Origin of the sequence: Loktanella salsilacus (genome assembly GCF_900114485.1) — a bacterium.
Classification (GTDB): domain Bacteria; phylum Pseudomonadota; class Alphaproteobacteria; order Rhodobacterales; family Rhodobacteraceae; genus Loktanella; species Loktanella salsilacus.
Map to the genome: position 1 here is coordinate 213411 of NZ_FOTF01000001.1, position 18283 is coordinate 231693.

15 protein-coding genes are annotated in these 18283 nt (G+C 60.5%); 9 read left to right on the forward strand and 6 right to left on the reverse strand.

Annotated features, from left to right (window positions below):
* Window positions 1-2 precede the first annotated feature (2 nt).
* The 7 genes from BM131_RS00985 to aat all read left to right on the forward strand — a co-directional run bounded on the left by BM131_RS00985 (window position 3) and on the right by aat (window position 5932).
* Window positions 3-1205, forward strand: a complete 1203-nt coding sequence (locus BM131_RS00985; protein ID WP_090184285.1) for a branched-chain amino acid ABC transporter permease — start codon at window positions 3-5, stop codon at window positions 1203-1205.
* 12 nt (window positions 1206-1217) lie between these two features.
* Complete coding sequence (locus BM131_RS00990) at window positions 1218-1976, forward strand: ABC transporter ATP-binding protein (RefSeq protein WP_090184289.1); 759 nt, start codon at window positions 1218-1220, stop codon at window positions 1974-1976.
* Between the two features lie 42 nt (window positions 1977-2018).
* On the forward strand, window positions 2019-2768 hold the full coding sequence (locus BM131_RS00995) for an ABC transporter ATP-binding protein (protein ID WP_090184291.1): 750 nt from the start codon (window positions 2019-2021) through the stop codon (window positions 2766-2768).
* A 121-nt stretch (window positions 2769-2889) separates the two neighbouring features.
* On the forward strand, window positions 2890-3315 hold the full coding sequence (locus tag BM131_RS01000) for a hypothetical protein (RefSeq protein WP_090184294.1): 426 nt from the start codon (window positions 2890-2892) through the stop codon (window positions 3313-3315).
* A 125-nt stretch (window positions 3316-3440) separates the two neighbouring features.
* Window positions 3441-3932 carry an acetyl-CoA carboxylase biotin carboxyl carrier protein gene (gene accB, locus BM131_RS01005; RefSeq protein WP_090184296.1) on the forward strand — a complete coding sequence of 164 codons (492 nt, stop codon included), beginning with the start codon at window positions 3441-3443 and terminating at the stop codon, window positions 3930-3932.
* A 10-nt stretch (window positions 3933-3942) separates the two neighbouring features.
* A complete protein-coding gene (gene accC, locus BM131_RS01010) occupies window positions 3943-5289 on the forward strand; it encodes an acetyl-CoA carboxylase biotin carboxylase subunit (protein ID WP_090184299.1) in 1347 nt (448 codons plus the stop codon).
* A 4-nt stretch (window positions 5290-5293) separates the two neighbouring features.
* The gene (gene aat, locus BM131_RS01015) at window positions 5294-5932 is read left to right on the forward strand and encodes a leucyl/phenylalanyl-tRNA--protein transferase (RefSeq protein WP_090184302.1); all 639 of its coding nucleotides are present in this window, start codon (window positions 5294-5296) and stop codon (window positions 5930-5932) included.
* Here the strand turns inward: aat and BM131_RS01020 are convergent.
* The 6 genes from BM131_RS01020 to BM131_RS01045 form a co-directional block, all read right to left on the reverse strand.
* Complete coding sequence (locus BM131_RS01020; RefSeq protein WP_090184305.1) at window positions 5899-6252, reverse strand: DUF2155 domain-containing protein; 354 nt, start codon at window positions 6250-6252, stop codon at window positions 5899-5901. The two genes, aat and BM131_RS01020, sit on opposite strands and share 34 nt — an antisense overlap.
* Complete coding sequence (locus BM131_RS01025) at window positions 6249-6632, reverse strand: NADH:ubiquinone oxidoreductase subunit NDUFA12 (RefSeq protein WP_090184307.1); 384 nt, start codon at window positions 6630-6632, stop codon at window positions 6249-6251. The genes BM131_RS01020 and BM131_RS01025 overlap by 4 nt, the downstream gene beginning before the upstream one ends.
* A 64-nt stretch (window positions 6633-6696) precedes the next feature.
* A complete protein-coding gene (locus BM131_RS01030) occupies window positions 6697-7077 on the reverse strand; it encodes a RidA family protein (protein WP_090184310.1) in 381 nt (126 codons plus the stop codon).
* A 3-nt stretch (window positions 7078-7080) separates the two neighbouring features.
* Entirely contained in the window at window positions 7081-7599 is a 519-nt protein-coding gene (locus BM131_RS01035; protein ID WP_139222566.1) for a hypothetical protein, read from the reverse strand.
* Window positions 7600-7629: 30 nt separating this feature from the next.
* Window positions 7630-8898 (reverse strand): ATP-dependent Clp protease ATP-binding subunit ClpX, encoded by a 1269-nt coding sequence (gene clpX / locus BM131_RS01040; protein ID WP_090184315.1) that lies wholly within the window; start codon window positions 8896-8898, stop codon window positions 7630-7632.
* A gap of 140 nt (window positions 8899-9038) precedes the next feature.
* Entirely contained in the window at window positions 9039-9662 is a 624-nt protein-coding gene (locus BM131_RS01045; protein WP_090184319.1) for an ATP-dependent Clp protease proteolytic subunit, read from the reverse strand.
* 212 nt (window positions 9663-9874) lie between these two features.
* Here BM131_RS01045 and BM131_RS01050 point away from each other — a divergent pair, with 212 nt between their 5' ends.
* On the forward strand, window positions 9875-11083 hold the full coding sequence (locus tag BM131_RS01050) for an FAD-binding domain-containing protein (RefSeq protein ID WP_090184614.1): 1209 nt from the start codon (window positions 9875-9877) through the stop codon (window positions 11081-11083).
* 160 nt (window positions 11084-11243) lie between these two features.
* Window positions 11244-18221: a Hint domain-containing protein gene (locus BM131_RS01055; protein WP_090184323.1), complete on the forward strand. Its 6978-nt coding sequence runs from the start codon at window positions 11244-11246 to the stop codon at window positions 18219-18221.
* Window positions 18222-18283: the final 62 nt, after the last annotated feature.

The following is an 18283-nucleotide window of genomic DNA, read 5'->3' on the forward strand; positions in this document are numbered from 1 at the left end:
CCATGTTAGGTCTGACACGCAAAGACTTTACCCTGCTGCTGGTCGTCGTCGCCCTGACGCTGCTTGCACCTATCATCCTGAACCCCTTCCCCGTCAGCTCGTCGCTGGGGCAATCTTTCAACGCAGGCTATCCTGCACTGCTGCAACGGTTCGCCATCTTCGGCATCCTTGTGATCGGCTTTAACATTCTGTTCGGCCTGACGGGCTATCTCTCCTTCGGTCACGCAGCCTTTCTGGGTGTCGGATCCTACGCCGCCGTCTGGATGTTCAAGCTGCTGTCCTACAACATCGTCCCGGCCATCCTGCTCAGCGTTATCGTCGCGGGCCTGTTTTCCATCGTCATCGGCTACGTCAGCTTGCGGCGCTCTGGCATCTACTTCTCTATCCTGACGCTGGCCTTTGCGCAGATGTCCTATGCGCTAGCCTATTCGGTGCTGACGCCTCTGACGAACGGCGAAACCGGTTTGCAGGTCTACGCGTCTGACCCGCAAATCCTGGCCGGTGCTGGCGCGCCTTCTGCGCCGCACTTCTTTGGTCTGCCGATGGCCTCCTCTACCACTTTGAACATGGGCGGCTGGGCCTTCACCTTCGAGGTTGGCTACTACCTCTGCGCGCTGATGCTGATCGCCGCCTTCTATCTGTCGATCCGCATCTTCCGCTCGCCCTTTGGCATGATGCTGCGGGCGATCAAATCGAACCAGACACGGATGAACTACACCGGCCTGAACACAAAGCCTTACATGCTCTGGGCGTTCATCATCTCTGGCATGTATGCAGGTTTAGCTGGCGGACTGCTGGCCGCGATGGACCCGCTGACCGGTGCAGAACGGATGTACTGGACCGCATCAGGCGAAATCGTCGTCATGGCTATCCTTGGCGGTGTCGGCACCCTGATTGGCCCGATTGTCGGCTCTGGCGTGATCAAGTATCTGGAAAACATCGTCTCCAAGATCAACGAGAACGTGCTGCACCAGTGGTTTGGTGCCCTGCCCGACCCGATTGAAAATGGCCTGATCTGGCTGGTCCACCCGTTTGTTGGCGAAGGCTGGCATCTGACACTGGGCCTGCTGTTCATGGTCGTTGTCATCTTCTTGCCCGGTGGCCTTGTACAAGGTGGCCAGCGTCTGGCTGCACTGTTCAACCGCAAATCCGGCACGGTCACGGCAGCAGATCGCGATGCCGCCCGCCAGAAATCTGCAGAATAAGGAAACGATCTTATGGGAATCCTTGAAGTCAAAGGCGTCAACAAGCGCTTCGGCGGTCTGCAGGCACTGGGCGACGTGAACCTGTCCATCGCAGAAAACACCGTCCACGCCATCATCGGCCCGAACGGCGCAGGCAAATCAACCCTGCTGAACGTGCTGGTCGGCAAACTGATCCCGGACTCGGGGTCAGTCATGTTCGACGGCCAATCCGTGCTGGGGCGCAAACCGTTCGAGATTGCGCAGATGGGCATCAGCCGCGTGTTCCAGACGCCAGAGATTTTCTCTGATCTGACGGTCATGGAAAACGTGCTGATCCCCTGCTTTGCCAAACGTGACGGCGCATTCCGCATGCATGCCATCGAACCCGTGCGGCACGAACGGGCCATCACCGCGCAGGCAGAGGCGATGCTGGAAGAGGTCAACATGCTGTCCAAAGCGCATGAGATCGCATCCAGCCTGTCACGCGGCGACAAGCGGCGGCTGGAGATGGCGATGTGTCTTGTGCAAGAGCCGCGCCTCATGCTGCTGGACGAGCCCACGGCAGGCATGGCCCGCGCCGATACGGAAAACACGATCGCACTGCTCAAAGACATCCGCACGAAGCGCGGGATCACGATGGCGATTATCGAACACGACATGCAGGTCGTGTTCTCGCTCGCCGACCGCATCACCGTTCTGGCGCAGGGCACCCCGCTTGTCGAAGGCAGCCCCGACCAGATCAAAACCGATCCCAAGGTGCGCGAAGCCTATTTGGGCGAAACGCAGATCTAACCAAATTTTCGAACAAAATTTGGCATCCGCAAAGGACATGACATGACCGCACCATTTGACCCGCAGAAAAACAACGCCGCCGTCGACCGCCCCTTCCTGAGCGTTTGGGAAATCGAGGCGTATTACGGCGAAAGCTACATCGTTCAAAACGTCAGCTTTGATATCCGAGAGGGCGAAATCCTTGCCCTTCTTGGCCGCAACGGCGCTGGCAAAACGTCCACCCTGCGCACCATCGCGCGGCTGGGCAATCCAGAGCTGAAGCACGGCGAAATCTGGCTAGACCACCAGCCACTGCACTTGATGAAAAGCCATCAGGCCGCTGGGGCGGGAATCGCCCTCGTCCCAGAAGATCGCTGCATCATCGCGGGCCTCACCGTTGAAGAGAATCTACAACTTGCCCAAATCGCCCCGCCGATTGGCTGGTCGCTAGAGCGGATCTACGAGCTGTTTCCGCGCCTCAAAGAGCGCCGCAAGCAAGAGGGCGTCACCCTGTCAGGCGGCGAGCAGCAAATGCTGGCCATCGCCCGCGCCCTTGCCCGCGACATTAAGGTTTTGCTGCTGGACGAACCCTACGAGGGCCTGGCCCCTGTCATCGTCCAAGAAATTGCAAAGACGCTTAAAATCATTCGTGATCAGGGCATTACGACGGTTATCGTCGAACAAAACGCCGTCGCCGCGCTCAAATTGGCGGACCGTGCCGTCATTTTGGATACTGGCTCGGTGGTCTTCAACGGCTCTGCCAAAGAAGTGCTAGAGAACGAACAACTGCGCGCCGAATATTTGGCGATTTAAGCGCGCACGTTAACCATCGCTTTGGATTTCCGATATAATTGTGGCCCGGTTTACGTCTTCGTAACCGGGCCACAGCATATTAAGGGGATATTAAACCGGCGGACCTGAAAGGAGCGCCATTATGGAAATCTTAACTTCTTCAGTCGCGGCCCCCCAATCTGCCCCGCCCCCTGTGGCCCGCGCAGACGTACGCCCCACCGCAGACGTCGCCGCAATGGTGCGCAACCCGCAGCCTAATATCCCACTGCCCATCCCCGCCAATAGCGCACAAACCGCGGCCGTTGTGCAGGCAAAACTGTCATCCCCCGCAGACACCGTCAGCCCCATCGACCGGGTTCTAAAACCCTACGGCGTCACGATGTTGCCGCATGGTCCCAAATCACAAGAGCCTGAGGCAGAGACGGACGAACAAGCCGCCACTCCTGCGGATAATGATGCTGAGGAAGCGGTCACAAACCCGCTAAAAACAAAGGCAGGCAGCAATGACGACACAGTAAACCCAGCCGAAATTGCGGCGATCAAAGACAGTTCTGAAACCGCGGAATAGGCCTGCACTTAGCGAATCGCCTGCAAGCGCTTTTCACCTTGCGTCACTTGCCCTATAAGTTCGCCAATCGTGCGGCCGTCAGCGGCGCACAACTGGTAGTAACAAGAGCAATGACCGGGACACACATGGGCAACAAGACCTCTCAGGACAGCGACGTCAGCTTTATTCAGGCACTGGCAGAACTGCTTCGCGCAAACGATTTAACCGAACTGCAAGTGAAGCGGGACTACGCTGAAAACGACAGCCTGAACGTGCGCGTCAGCCGCCACGTGCAGATGGCACCGCAGCCGCAGCAGGCTATGGTCGCCGGTGCTCCGGCACCGATGACAAGCGCCCCAATGGCAGCCCCGGCGGCATCAATGCCGGCAGATCCGGCGTCGCATCCCGGCGCTGTGACATCGCCAATGGTCGGCACTGTTTACATGGCCGCAGAGCCGGGTGCCGCAGCATTCGTCGCGACAGGCACGCAGGTCAAAGAAGGCGACACCCTTCTGATCATCGAAGCCATGAAGACGATGAACCACATTCCTGCGCCCCGCGCGGGCACCGTAAAGCGTATCCTGGTCGAGGATGGCGGTCCGGTGGAATTCGGCGCTCCCTTGATGATTATTGAATAGGATTACTGTCATGTTCGACAAAATCCTGATCGCGAACCGGGGCGAAATCGCCCTGCGTGTCGTCCGCGCCGCCCGCGAAATGGGCGTCAAATCCGTCGCTGTGCACTCCACTGCCGACGCTGACGCGATGCACGTGCGCATGGCCGACGAAGCCGTCTGCATCGGCCCGCCGTCCTCTGCGCAATCCTATCTGAACTTTCCGTCCATCATTGCGGCCTGTGAAATCACCGGCGCGCAGGCGATCCACCCCGGATACGGCTTTTTGTCGGAAAACGCGGCCTTCGTGCAGGTCGTGGAAGATCACAGTCTGACCTTCATCGGCCCCACAGCCGAACACATCCGCATGATGGGCGACAAGATCACCGCCAAGGACACAATGAAAAAGCTCGGCGTGCCCTGCGTGCCCGGCTCTGACGGCGGTGTGCCAACGCTCAAAGACGCGCAGCGCGTCGGCGAAGAAATCGGCTATCCGGTCATCATCAAGGCCACCGCTGGCGGCGGCGGGCGCGGCATGAAAGTGGCGCAAACCGCTGCTGACATGGAAAAAGCCTTCCACTCTGCCCGGGCCGAATCAAAAGCCGCTTTCGGCAACGATGAAGTCTATATCGAGAAATATCTGACCACGCCCCGCCACATCGAGATTCAGGTCTTTGGTGATGGTAAAGGTAACGCCGTCCACTTGGGCGAGCGGGATTGCTCGCTGCAGCGGCGCCACCAAAAAGTGCTCGAAGAGGCCCCCGGCCCCTCGATCACGCCAGAACTGCGGGCGCGCATCGGTAAGGTCTGTGCCGACGCCGTGGCTGCGATTAACTATATCGGCGCTGGCACGATCGAATTCCTGTTTGAAAACGACGAGTTCTATTTCATCGAAATGAACACCCGTTTGCAGGTCGAACACCCGGTGACAGAGAATATCTTTGGCATCGATCTGGTGCGCGAACAGATTCGCGTCGCCGCGGGCTTGCCGATGTCGTTCACGCAGGACGATCTTAAGATCAATGGTCACAGCATCGAAGTGCGGATCAACGCTGAAAAGCTGCCGAACTTCACCCCCTGCCCCGGCACGATCACGCAGTACCACGCCCCCGGCGGGCTTGGCGTGCGGATGGATTCGGCGCTTTATGACGGCTACCGGATCCCGCCCTACTACGACAGCTTGATCGGCAAGCTGATCGTGCATGGCCGCGACCGCCCAGAAGCACTGGCCCGCTTGGCCCGCGCACTTGGCGAGCTGATTGTCGACGGTGTCGACACCACGATTCCGCTGTTCCATGCCTTGCTGCAAGAGCCTGACGTTCAGTCCGGCAACTACAACATCCACTGGCTGGAACACTGGCTCGAAACCCACCTGGGCTAGGGAAATGACGGGGATGCTGACGCCAGACCTGCTGTTGCAGGCCTATCAGCAAGGTCTTTTCCCCATGGCAGAGACCCGGGACACGCAAGACGTGTTCTGGGTCCAGCCCCGCTTTCGCGGCATCCTGCCGCTGGACAGCTTCCATATCTCTCGATCTTTGCGCAAAACCTTGCGGCGTGGCCACCTGACGGCCAGCGCTGACCGGGCCTTTGCGCAGGTCGTGCAGGGCTGCGCCGCCCGGCCAGAAACGTGGATCAACCCGCCAATTTATGATGTATACCAAGCGCTCCACGCGCAGGGCGACGCCCATTCCATCGAGGTTTGGCAAGGTGACGCCTTGGTCGGCGGCGTCTACGGCGTCACGGTGGGAACGGCGTTCTTTGGCGAAAGCATGTTTTCGACTGTCACTGACGCATCAAAAGTGGCGCTGGTCTGCGCCATAGATCGTTTGCAGCAGCAGGGCTTTACCCTGTTTGATACGCAGTTCATCACGCCGCATCTGGCGTCCCTGGGCGGTATCGAAATCCCGCGCGCAGCCTACGAGGACCGCCTTGCCAATGCCTTAACGAAGGTTGCAGATTTTGGTCCCGCAGGCACCATAGATCTGGATCAGCTGGCGCAGTCCATCACCCACACGTCGTAACGCGGGTGGTCCATGGCGTTCAACGCCGGGGCAGACGCGATCATCCAACCGCTGAACACCGGCGCCGGATCGTCGCGATAGGTCACGACAAGTTCCGCATAGGCGTCGCCATTCGGGTTGTCAGACGGGACCCGGCAGTCGTTCATAACGATGTTTAAAAAACCAACTTTTTCGTTTTGCCCAACACCCACAGACAGGTCGAACAGTTGACCTGTCACCTTGTCCAAGACGCGCAAATCACCGCCGTTGCGGGACAAGGCCGACTGGGCAAACGCGCTGCCCGGCAGCAGCAAGACGCACAAAAGGGCGGCGCGGATCATTCCGGGGACCATGCCTCGTAATCGGTGCGGTCTGCAGGGGACGCGCTGCGCAGCGATCCCTTGGGTGCATAGGCCAGCGCGGTGCCGGTCAGGTTTTCCTGATGCGGCTGCTCCCAAACTTTATGGACAAGCGGGCGTTCGGTCGGGGTTTCATCCCACGTCCGGTGCAGCCATCCGTGCCATTCGGGCGCGATTTTGGTCGCCTCGATCTCGCCTTTGAAAATCACCCAGCGACGGCTGTCATCGGCGTTGCGATAATACAGATTACCTTCTGCATCTTCGCCCACTTTTTCGCCCTTGCGCCACGTCCAGAACTGGGTGGCAAAGGTCTGACCATCCCACCAGGTGAAAACGCGTGCGATTTTCTGAACAAGGCCCATCATCGTCTCCGGTTGCTTAGGTGTTGTCATGCCCCAATCGGGCACAAAGGTCCAGAGGCACCGCTTATGGCAAGCGCGCTGTGACCTCTATTTCGATCTTCATTTCGGGCGTCTGCAAGCCCGCCCGGATCATCGTCGCTGCCGGGCGCGCGCGGGCAAAGGCATCCGAGACGATCGGCCAGCATGGCTCCCAGTCGTCCCCGTCTGGCAGGATATAATTCACGCGCACCACGTCATCCAGCGACGCCCCCGCCTGCCCTAGCGCATCGGCGATGGTGGCCAGCGCATTGCGGCACTGATCCGTCACATCAATCGGCATCGTCATGCTGGCGTAGTCATAGCCCGTCGTGCCTGCGACGAAGACCCAGCCATCCGCGACGACAGCGCGGGAATAGCCGATCTTTTCCTCGAACGGCGACCCGGTAGAAATGTGGGTGACGGTCATAAGTCAGTCTCCGTATCTGATGTAGGCGGCTAGGCCGACAGTTGGTGCATAGACTGACAGATTCTCGGGCCACGCACGCGCATCACTGGCGTAATAATTGCCATCCGTCAGCAGCCCCGCCCTCAATTCCGCTGCAAGTCCGTCCGGCCATTCATCAGCGCAATTCGATATGATCGAGAGAACACGGTCGTCAGGCGCCGCCGGTGTCGGGTGCCAGCCCCGGTCCCAGACGTAGTACCAATCCAAGGGAGGCTCGCGCCGCTCCGGTGGCGTCGCAGGCGCGTTTGGTCCCAGCCGCACGATGGCATACATGCAACCGTAGCCAGCAAAGAATCCATCACCATTTACCATCGACGCGACAACCGGCGCATCCGGCAAGAGTTCGGCGAAAAAGCGGCTCGCGAAACGTGGATTTTCCCAGGTCATCGATATTGTGGACCACGCCCATGCTACCAAAACGAAGGCACCAAAGAACAACTGGTACGGAAACATCAAAATGGCCCCCGCAACTGCGAGGGCCACCCATGTCCGTTTCGAAAACCCCAGCATCGCTTACGCGCTGGCGGTTTCTTTCTCTTTCTTCTTGCCGTCGTCGTGGATCATCAGCGGGCTGGCGTCGGGACCGACGGCTTCCTCGTTGACGACGACTTCGGTCACTGTGTCCATGCCCGGCAGGTCGAACATCGTGTCCAGCAGGATGTCTTCCATGATGGACCGCAGACCGCGGGCACCGGTTTTGCGTTCAATCGCACGCTTTGCGATCGCTTTCAGCGCATCATCGGTAAAGGTCAGCTTGGTATTCTCGATGTCGAACAGGCGCTGGTACTGCTTAACCAGCGCGTTTTTCGGCGCGGTCAGGATGGTGATCAGCGCGTCTTCGTCAAGATCGGTCAGAGTCGCGATGACCGGCAGGCGCCCAACGAATTCCGGGATCAGGCCGAATTTCAGCAGGTCTTCTGGCTCCAGCTCGGTGAAAATCTCGCCGACGCCGCGCTCGTCCGGGCCTTTGACATTGGCACCAAAGCCCATGCCGGACCCCTTGCTACGCTGGGCAATGATCTTGTCCAGACCGGCAAACGCGCCGCCACAGATGAACAGAATGTTCGTCGTGTCGACCTGCAGGAATTCCTGCTGCGGATGTTTGCGCCCGCCCTGCGGCGGCACAGAAGCGACGGTGCCTTCCATGATTTTCAGCAAGGCCTGCTGCACGCCTTCGCCCGACACGTCGCGGGTGATGGACGGGTTGTCGGACTTGCGGGTGATCTTATCGACCTCGTCGATATACACGATTCCGCGCTGCGCGCGTTCCACGTTGTATTCAGACGCCTGCAACAGCTTGAGGATGATGTTTTCGACGTCTTCGCCCACGTAACCGGCTTCGGTCAGGGTGGTCGCGTCGGCCATCGTGAACGGCACGTCCAGAATCCGCGCCAGCGTCTGTGCCAACAGCGTCTTGCCGCAGCCCGTGGGGCCGATCAGCATGATGTTGGATTTCGCCAGTTCGATGTCGGATTTATCGCTGTTATTCAACCGCTTATAGTGGTTGTGGACGGCGACGGACAACACGCGTTTTGCATGCATCTGGCCGATGACATAATCGTCCAGCACGTTGCAGATGTCGCGCGGTGTCGGCACGCCTTCACCGGATTTCAAAGTCGCGGATTTCGTTTCTTCGCGGATAATATCCATGCAAAGTTCGACGCATTCGTCGCAGATGAACACGGTGGGGCCCGCGATCAGTTTGCGCACCTCATGCTGGCTTTTGCCGCAAAAGCTGCAGTATAGCGTGTTTTTGCTGTCGCTGCCGGTGGTGCTTGCCATTACTCGTGTCCTTTGGCCAAAGGCCGTTTTGGTGTCGCGCTGTCCTTGGTCATGCAGACTAGGACAGCGCCGATGTGGCCACAACGCCAAAAACGCATCAGGGTGTATGCGATCTGGCGCGCGGCGCGGTCAGGACGGGTTTATTCGTCCTCGCCTGTGTCGCGCTTGGTGACGATTTCGTCGATATGGCCCCACTCCAGCGCCTCTTCGGGGGTCATCCACTTATCGCGGTCCAGCGCCTTTTGCACTTTGGCCAGCGACTGGCCCGAATGCTTAACATAGAGTTTATACATCCGCTCGCGCGTGGCTTCGATGTTGCGGGCGCGGATCAGGATATCCTCTGCCGTGCCTTGTGCGCCGCCGGATGGCTGGTGCACCAGAAATTCAGCGTTGGGCAGGGAAAACCGCATGCCCTTTTCGCCGCCGATAGCGATGACCGACCCCATGGATGCGGCAAGACCGCAGACCAGCGTCGACACCTTGGGGCGGATGTACTGCATGGTGTCATAAATGCTCATCCCGGCGACGACGGACCCGCCCGGAGAGTTGATGTACATGCTGATTTCTTTCTTCGGGTTTTCCGATTCAAGGTGCAGCAACTGGGCGACGACCAGCTGGCTCATGCCATCATGGACGGGGCCGTTCACGAAAATGATGCGTTCTTTCAGCAGACGGCTGAAAATATCATAAGCACGTTCCCCGCGAGAGGTCTGTTCGACCACCATCGGCACAAGGTTCATGTAGGTTTCGACGGGATCTTGCATAGCAATGCCTCTGGTTCTGGACGTCTAGTTGGCGCGTCCGTGCGTGTTCGCCTAAGTCTATGCACCCCTGCGCAGGGCTTCAAGGGCGGTTGGCTTTGTCTTCGCATACGCGAGTAAACGCTTCGTTTACCAAACCCGGTATTTCACACAAAAAATGCCCTCGCCAAACTGTCGCAGTGGCGCGGGCGCGGCTGCGCTCTAGCTTTGAAATCATGATCCAATTCGCCCCATCCCGCGCCGCTGGGCTTGCCCAGCTTGACGATTTCGCACCCCGCGCCGCAGGGGATTACGCACGCACGCGCAATTTCGACACTGGCGGCCACACGAACGTCAGCCGCTTGTCGCCTTGGCTGCGCCACGGTCTGCTGACCGAGACAGAGGTGATCACGGCTGCAGTGCGTCATCACGGCCCGGATTTGCCGGAAAAATTTGTCACAGAGGTCGCTTGGCGGCTTTATTTCAAAGGCTGGCTGGAACTGCGCCCCGGCATTTGGACCGCCTACAAGGCCGAACGACAGGCCGCGTGGAACGATGTGCAAACCCAAAGCGGCCTGCGCCAGCGGTGGGAGCAAGCCTGCACTGGGCAGACCGGCATCGCCTGTTTCGACCATTGGGCGGCAGAGCTGGCGCAGACGGGCTATTTGCATAATCACGCGCGCATGTGGTTCGCCTCGATCTGGATTTTCACATTGGGGCTGCCGTGGACGCTGGGGGCGGATTTATTTTTACGGCATCTGCTGGACGGCGACGCCGCGTCCAACACATTGTCGTGGCGCTGGGTTGGGGGGCTGCATACGCAGGGCAAAACCTATGTGGCGACGGCTGAAAATATTGCGCGCTACACCGATGGTCGGTTCAATCCGCGCGACCTAGCACAGGTCGCGCCGGCCTTGGACGGCCCGCCCTTGCCTGCCCCGCGCCCCTGCCCCGTGAGCGATCCGTTTGCCCCCTCGCGCCGCAGCGGCCTGCTGCTGACAGACGAAACCCTGTATCCCGATCCCCTGCTGGATCGCGTCCTTTTGCCGGTCACAACCGCCACTTTGCAGGCCAGCGCCGCGCGCTCTCATCTGCTGGTGTCGGACCGGGTCACGCAGTTTAGCCGCGCCGCGATTACCGATTGCACCACACGGCTGGCGGGGCGTTTGGGACCCGTCACCGCCTGCACAGACACGCAGACGGTGGTGGATTGGGCCAGCGCTGCGCAGCTGGAACAGGTGGTCATGCACCACGTCCCCACTGGGCCAGCGGCAGATATGCTGGCCGGATTAAAAGAGGCGCTCGCCGCGCAGGGCATCGCCCTATCCCAGCAAATGCGCCCGATTGATCAACTGGCATGGCCCAGCGCCACGGCCGGTTTCTTTAAATTCAAACGCGTTTTACCGGATATTTTGGCCCAGGCAAAATTCGAAAATCTGTCCTAAAATTTGCGGCAAATCTGCGGCTTTTCGCCAAACCCCGCCCCATTTGCGCCTTAATCCGACCGGTTTGCCTTAAAATGGCCCCGCCTGCCTTGCTAAGGCCACTTGAACGGCGAATTGCCGCCGCCCCATCCCGTTATTGCTACCGATCAGAAACGAGCGAATGCCCACTTTTTCGGGTACCCGCCCCTATATGATTGTGACGATGATGACTGATGGTGTTGTTTTAAATATTGGAACCGATAACCGCCTGAACAACGGCGACGGGGCAACAGCATACAGCAACTTTACCATCGCGCAGACCTTAGGGACCGGTACGGTCCAGTACCGCACCACAACCAGCAATACGCTCGTCACGGTATCCGGAACCTATTACGTCGATACCAACGGCAATGTGCAATTCGCGCCAAACACCCCGTTTCCAACGAACCTGACAGCGGTCACGGTCGTCACCGCGCCCAATGTCGGAGTGTATTCCGGTACCGCCGGGGACGACACAAGCCTGGCGGGAACCGAAGGCGCTGACGTCGTTTATGGCGGCGCAGGCAACGACACCATCACAGCAGGCGGCGGCAACGATTTCATTTATGGCGGCACCGGCAACGACACCATCTATGGCGGCGCGGGTAACGACTCGATCTACGGCGGCGACGGGACCGACGTGCTATTTGGCGGCACGGGCAATGACAGTATCGACGGTGGCCTCGGCAATGATACCGTTTACGGCGGGTCTGGCAGCGACACCATCGCCTTGGGCGAAGGTAACAACATCGGCTACGGCGGCGCGGGTGCCGACACCCTTTATGCGGGCAGCGGTGCCGACACAATCTTTGGCGGCGCAGGCCGGGACAGCATCACTTCGGGCGCTGGCAACGACCGGATCTATGGCGGCGACAGCAACGACACCATCGACGCAGGCGCAGGTGACGACACCATCTACGGCGAGGCTGGCAACGACAGCATTCTGGGCGGCGACGGCAATGACGTGATCTATGGCGACGATGTCGCCACGGCGACCGCCACGACAGAAACGCTTAGCTGGATTGGCCAAGGCGCGGCCGGCACCAATGTGCTGAACGGCTTTACGCAGGACACCGGCAATATTCACGTCTCTGTCTCGTTTCAGAACGACGGCGGTAATACCGCGATCGAGACATCAAGCACGACAACTTATGCAGGCACGACCGGCCTTGCCACCAACTCTTCGCTGTATCTGACGGGCGACGCTGGTCCCAACGTGACGGCCACAATCGACTTTTCCGCAGACCCCGCCAGCGGTGTGTCCGACTCTGTGTCGAACGTGCAGTTTGTGATCAACGACATCGACACAGGCGGCTGGCAAGACGTTGTAACCGTGCTGGCCTTTGACGCCAACGGCAACGCTGTCCCGGTCACATTCACCCCCTACGGCAACGATACGGTGTCTGGCAGCACGATCACCGCAGGGTCCACCAGCGACAGCGCAAATACAGCGGATGGCGCAGTTGGCGTCACGATTGCAGGCCCCGTTGCCAGCATTCAGATCGTCTATTCCAACGCCGGCACTGTTGGGCAAGCGCTGTGGATTAGCGACATGCGCTACACCTCGATCGTGCCAACGGCGGGCGACGATACCATCGACGGCGGCACCGGCGACGACCTGATCTTTGGCGGCGGCGGCAATGACAGCATCTCTGGCGGCTTGGGCGTCGACACGCTTTATGGCGACGATGGCAACGACATCCTGAACGGCGCTGACGGCAACGATTTTCTGTATGGCGGCAACGGCACCGACAGCCTGTATGGCGGTGAAGGCAACGACGCGCTTGATGGCGGCGCTGGCAACGACACACTGAACGGTGGCAACGGCGCGGACACGCTGACGGGCGGTCTTGGCAATGATGTGCTGAACGGCGATGCGGGCAACGACACGCTTTATGGCGGTGACGGCACCGACAGCCTGTATGGCGGCGACGCAGAGGACATCTTGTTCGGCGGCAACGGCAACGACTACCTAGACGGCGGCCTTGGCGAAGACAGCCTCAGCGGCGACGCAGGCGACGACACGTTGTTTGGCGGCGCTGGCAATGACACCCTGTCCGGCGGCCTTGGTAATGACGTGCTGAACGGCGATCCGGGCAACGATACGCTGTTCGGCGATGATGGCACAGACCGCCTGTTTGGCGGCGACGGCAATGACACTCTTTATGGCGGCGAAGGTAACGATTACCTCGACGGCGGTGCGGGCAACGATATCCTGAACGGCGACGCGGGCGACGACTCCCTGCTGGGCGGCGCGGGCAATGACACCCTGTCCGGCGGCATCGGTAACGACGTGATGAACGGCGACGACGGCAACGACACGCTCTACGGCGGTGAAGGCAACGACAGTCTGTATGGCGGCGTTGGCACCGATACGTTGTTCGGCGGCGCGGGCAATGATTACATCGAAGGCGGCGTTGAAAGCGACGTCCTGTTCGGCGACGCGGGCAACGACACGCTGCTGGGCGGCGCTGGCGATGACACGCTGTCCGGGGGCGCAGGCTCTGACACACTGGACGGCGGCACCGGCAGCGACGTGTTTAACGTGGCCGACGATCACAACCAGAACATCGTCATCGGCGGCGAAGACGTTGGCAACGGCGATATCGACACGCTGAACCTGACCAACGCAACCGCTACCGCTGGCGTCAATGTCACCTACACCGGGGCAGAGGCTGGCACCGCCACCTTTGGCACCACGGGCGCTACCGCGACGTTTTCCCAGATCGAGCGTGTGGTGACGACCGCCAACGCTGACACAGTGAACGCCAGCGCGGCCACCACCGGCATCAACGTCGACACCGGCGCGGGCAACGACAGCATCATCGGCGGCAGCGGCAACGACACGATCACCGCGGGCACCGGCGCCGACCGGGTCGAGGGCGGCGCAGGCAATGACACGATCAGCCTTGGCAACGACGGCGCAGCCGACGTGCTGGTGCTGCGCGACGGCTCTGGCCGCGACACCATCACTGCGATGGATACCGTCGTCGCCAATCCAGACGGCACCTACACGTCGATCGACAAGCTGGACGTCACCAACCTGCACGACGCCATCGGCGATCCGGTCAACACCCGCGACGTTATCGTCAGCGATGACGGCAACGGCAACGCGGTCCTGACCTTCCCCAATGGCGAAGCAGTCGTGCTGCAAGGCGTATCCCCAACGGTTGCCGCGAACGAGCAGTTCTTGACCGCCATCGGTATTCCCATGTCCGACGGTACCGTCAGCGGCACCGCTGGCGATGACGTCATCGCCCCCGGCTACACAGACCGCGACGGCGACCGCGTGGATGGCAACGATGCGATCCTTGCAGGCGATGCAGCCAACGACGACCTGATCGAGGCTGGCGCAGGCAACGACTCGGTGCTGGCTGGCGAAGGGAATGACCGCGTCTATGGCGGCACCGGGAACGACACCCTGTCGGGCGGCGCTGGCAACGATACAATTTACGGCGAGGCCGGCAACGACACCCTGAACGGCGGCAGCGGCAATGACGTGCTGTATGGCGGCGCGGGCGACGACAGCTTTGTCATCAGCACGGGCGATGACGAAGTCACCGGCGGCGAAACCGGCGAGTCCGCAGGCGATCTGCTGGATGGATCGGGCCTGACCGCGAATACCACCGTGACCTTCACCGGGACCGAGGCAGGCGTTCTGAACAATGCCGATGGCACCACGAAATTCACCCAGATCGAACGTATCGCGACCGGCAGCGGCGATGACACCATCACCGCAGGCGCGGGCGATCAAACCATCGCCAGCGGCGCAGGCGCAGACGTCATCAACGCAGGCGCTGGCAACGACACCATCGACGTGGGCGCTGGCGACAACGCCGTCGATACGCTGATCCTGCAGGACGGCTTTGGCGACGACCTTGTGTCCGGCTTCGAAGCGCCGACCTCTGACGGGTTTGGCGGCTTTGTCGGCCACGACCAGTTGGACGTCACCGCCCTGTTTGATGCAGGCGGCGATCCGGTCAACACGCGCGACGTCATCATCAGCGACGACGGCGCAGGGAATGCGGTCCTTAGCTTTCCAAACGGCGAAAGCCTGACCCTGCAAGGCATCAGCCCCGCAGATGCAAGTAACGAATTCTTTTTGAACGCGATGGGGATCCCGATGCCAGATGGTACAGTAAGCGGCACCGCTGGCGACGATATTATCGGCGCAGGCTATACAGATGGCGACGGCGATACAGTCGATAACAACGACGCGATTCTGCCAGATACCGCAGGCAATGACGACCTGATCGTCGCAGGCGCGGGCAATGATACCGTCTATGCAGGCGACGGCAACGACACTGTATCCGGCGACGCAGGCACCGACACGATCTATGGCGGCGCGGGCGACGACTTTATCGGGGGCGGCTCTGTCCTGGATAACGAGGTCTACACCGAAGGCGACGAGCTGTATGGCGGCGACGGCGACGACACCATCGAAACCGCCAATGGATCGACCACCGGCAGTACCGTTTATGGCGGCGACGGCTATGATAAGATCTACGATCTTGGCGGCGCAGGTTCGAACGACACCTTTGTTGGCGGCGGCGGCTGGGATGATATCTTTGGCGGATCGGGCGATGACACCTTTGTCGTGGCCGACGACTGGAGCGATGACTTCATCTACGGCGGCGAAGACGGCGAAGTCACCGGCGACGTGCTGGACGCCAGCGCTGTCACGGCTGATCTGGTCCTTGACCTGTCCGGACCAGAGCGGGGCACGCTGACCGATACCGCCAGCTTTGCGGACGCCGATCCTGACAACAATAACATCGTCACCTTCGACCAGATCGAGAATTTCTTCCTCGGCTCTGGCAACGACACGGTCTTTGGCGGCGAAGGCGACGACGTTGTCGACCTTGGCGCGGGCGACGACGTGTTCAAACTGTTCGGCGGTTTCGGCAACGACACCATCACCGGCGGCGAAGCGGGCGAGACGTCAGGCGACGTGCTGGATGCCAGCGCGCTGACCGAAAACCTGACCGTCACCCTGTCCGGCCCAGAGGCTGGCACCCTGACCGACGGCGTCAACACCGCGACCTTTAGCGAAATTGAAACCGTCATCACCGGCAGCGGCGCGGACACCATCACCGGCAGCACCGGCGACGACACGATCCTAAGCGGCGCTGGCGCGGACCGTATTAACGCGGGCGCAGGCAACGACACGCTTGATCTGGGCCTTGATGATGGCGCGATCGACACCGTCGTCCTGCAAGACGGCAGCGGCAACGATATCGTCTCGGCGTTCGAAGCACCGATCACCAACCCTGACGGCAGCTTCACAGGCCGCGACCAGTTGGATGTCAGCGACCTGCACGACGCAGGCGGCGATCCGGTCAATGTCAACGACGTCGTCGTCAGCGATGACGGCAATGGCAATGCGCTGCTCAGCTTTCCGAACGGCGAAACCGTCCTGCTGTCAGGCGTGTCCCCCACTGACGCCGCCAACCCGTTCTACCTGAACGCTATTGGCATCCCGATGTCCGACGGCACCGTCACCGGCACCGCTGGCGACGACCTGATCGACAACACCTATATCGGCGACACCGACGGTGACCGCGTTGATACAAACGACGCCATCCTGTCCGGCGACACCGGCAACGACGACCTGATCATCGCAGGCGACGGCAACGACACTGTCATCGCAGGCAATGGCGACGACGAAGTCTATGGCGGCAACGGCAATGACACGCTGGACGGCGGCGCTGGCAATGACACGCTGTATGGCGAAGCTGGCGATGACATTTTGGCTGGCGGTACCGGTGACGATACGCTTGATGGCGGCACCGGCACCGATACCTTCACCATTGGCGATGACTTCGGCAACGACACCATTGTCGGCGGCGAAGACGCCAGTGGCTTTGACTTTGACCGCATCGATGGCTCTGGTCTGACGCAGAACGTGACTGTCAACATCACGGGCACCGAGTCCGGCACGATCACCAACGGCACCGATACCGCGACCTTTAGCGAAGTCGAAGACATCGTGACCGGCAGCGGCGACGACACAGTCTATGGTAGCCTTGATAACGACCTGAGCGTCATCATCACCGGCGCTGGCAACGACTCGATCTATGGCGGTGCAGGCAACGACTTTTTCAACGCCGGGACTGGCGACGACATTGTTTATGGCGGCGACGGTAACGATCATATCTGGGGTGACACGGGCAGCGACACACTCTTTGGTGGCGCTGGCAACGATGTCATTGACGCAGGCGACGATGATGACATCATCGACGGCGGCGCGGGTGCTGACACCATCTATGGCGGCGCTGGCAATGACACGGTCACCTTTGGCCGCGGCGATACCGTTTCCGGTGACGAACCCGCTGCCAGCACGGGGGGCGACGACACCTTTGTCCTGACCACCGATCCCGACGGCGATCCGGCTAACATCTATATCGACGGCGGCGCGAACGGCACCGTGGGCGATACGTTGCAGCTGGGCACGGGCGCGGATCTGTCCACGCTCATCTATTCGAACGAGGCGAAAACCTCTGGCACAGTGCAGCTTGACGACGGCAGCCTGCTGACCTTTGACAATATCGAAAACATCATCTGCTTCACCCCCGGCACGCTGATCGCCACCCCAATGGGCGCGCGCGATATCGCGACCCTGCAGGTTGGTGATCTGGTGATGACCCGCGACCACGGGCTTCAGCCGATCCGCTGGATCCAGTCGCGCACCGTATCGGCGCAGGGCCGCTTTGCCCCCGTGCGCATCCGCCCCGGTGTCATCATCGGGCAAGAGCGTGACTTGATCGTGTCGCCTCAACACCGGATGCTGTTCCAAGGCTACCGCGCAGAGCTGCTGTTTGGCGAAACCGAAGTCTTGGTCCCCGCTAAGCATCTGGTGGACAACTTGGCCGTCACCCGCGACGAGGGCCAGGAGGTCACCTATATCCACATGATGTTCGACCAGCACGAAATCGTCTTTGCAGAGGGTGCGGCCACCGAAAGCTTCCACCCTGGATCGCTGGGCATGGACGCCATCCATGACGCCGCCCGTGAAGAGCTGTTTGCAATTTTCCCGCAATTACGCTCTGACGTGACACATTACGGCGATACTGCCCGGCGCTGCCTGAAACGGCACGAGGCAGAGCTGCTGCGGGTGTAACGCCCGCAGGCACATGTGCGCCCCGTCAGTCTGCTTGATGACGGTGCGGCGCGTATCCCGCC

Coding starts and splice junctions, on each gene's coding strand:
- BM131_RS00985 (WP_090184285.1), top strand. CDS start 3: ATGTTAGGTCTGACACGCAAAGACTTTACCCTGCTGCTGGTCGTCGTC.
- BM131_RS00990 (WP_090184289.1), top strand. CDS start 1,218: ATGGGAATCCTTGAAGTCAAAGGCGTCAACAAGCGCTTCGGCGGTCTG.
- BM131_RS00995 (WP_090184291.1), top strand. CDS start 2,019: ATGACCGCACCATTTGACCCGCAGAAAAACAACGCCGCCGTCGACCGC.
- BM131_RS01000 (WP_090184294.1), top strand. CDS start 2,890: ATGGAAATCTTAACTTCTTCAGTCGCGGCCCCCCAATCTGCCCCGCCC.
- accB (WP_090184296.1), top strand. CDS start 3,441: ATGGGCAACAAGACCTCTCAGGACAGCGACGTCAGCTTTATTCAGGCA.
- accC (WP_090184299.1), top strand. CDS start 3,943: ATGTTCGACAAAATCCTGATCGCGAACCGGGGCGAAATCGCCCTGCGT.
- aat (WP_090184302.1), top strand. CDS start 5,294: ATGACGGGGATGCTGACGCCAGACCTGCTGTTGCAGGCCTATCAGCAA.
- BM131_RS01020 (WP_090184305.1), bottom strand. CDS start 6,252: ATGATCCGCGCCGCCCTTTTGTGCGTCTTGCTGCTGCCGGGCAGCGCG.
- BM131_RS01025 (WP_090184307.1), bottom strand. CDS start 6,632: ATGGGCCTTGTTCAGAAAATCGCACGCGTTTTCACCTGGTGGGATGGT.
- BM131_RS01030 (WP_090184310.1), bottom strand. CDS start 7,077: ATGACCGTCACCCACATTTCTACCGGGTCGCCGTTCGAGGAAAAGATC.
- clpX (WP_090184315.1), bottom strand. CDS start 8,898: ATGGCAAGCACCACCGGCAGCGACAGCAAAAACACGCTATACTGCAGC.
- BM131_RS01045 (WP_090184319.1), bottom strand. CDS start 9,662: ATGCAAGATCCCGTCGAAACCTACATGAACCTTGTGCCGATGGTGGTC.
- BM131_RS01050 (WP_090184614.1), top strand. CDS start 9,875: ATGATCCAATTCGCCCCATCCCGCGCCGCTGGGCTTGCCCAGCTTGAC.
- BM131_RS01055 (WP_090184323.1), top strand. CDS start 11,244: ATGCCCACTTTTTCGGGTACCCGCCCCTATATGATTGTGACGATGATG.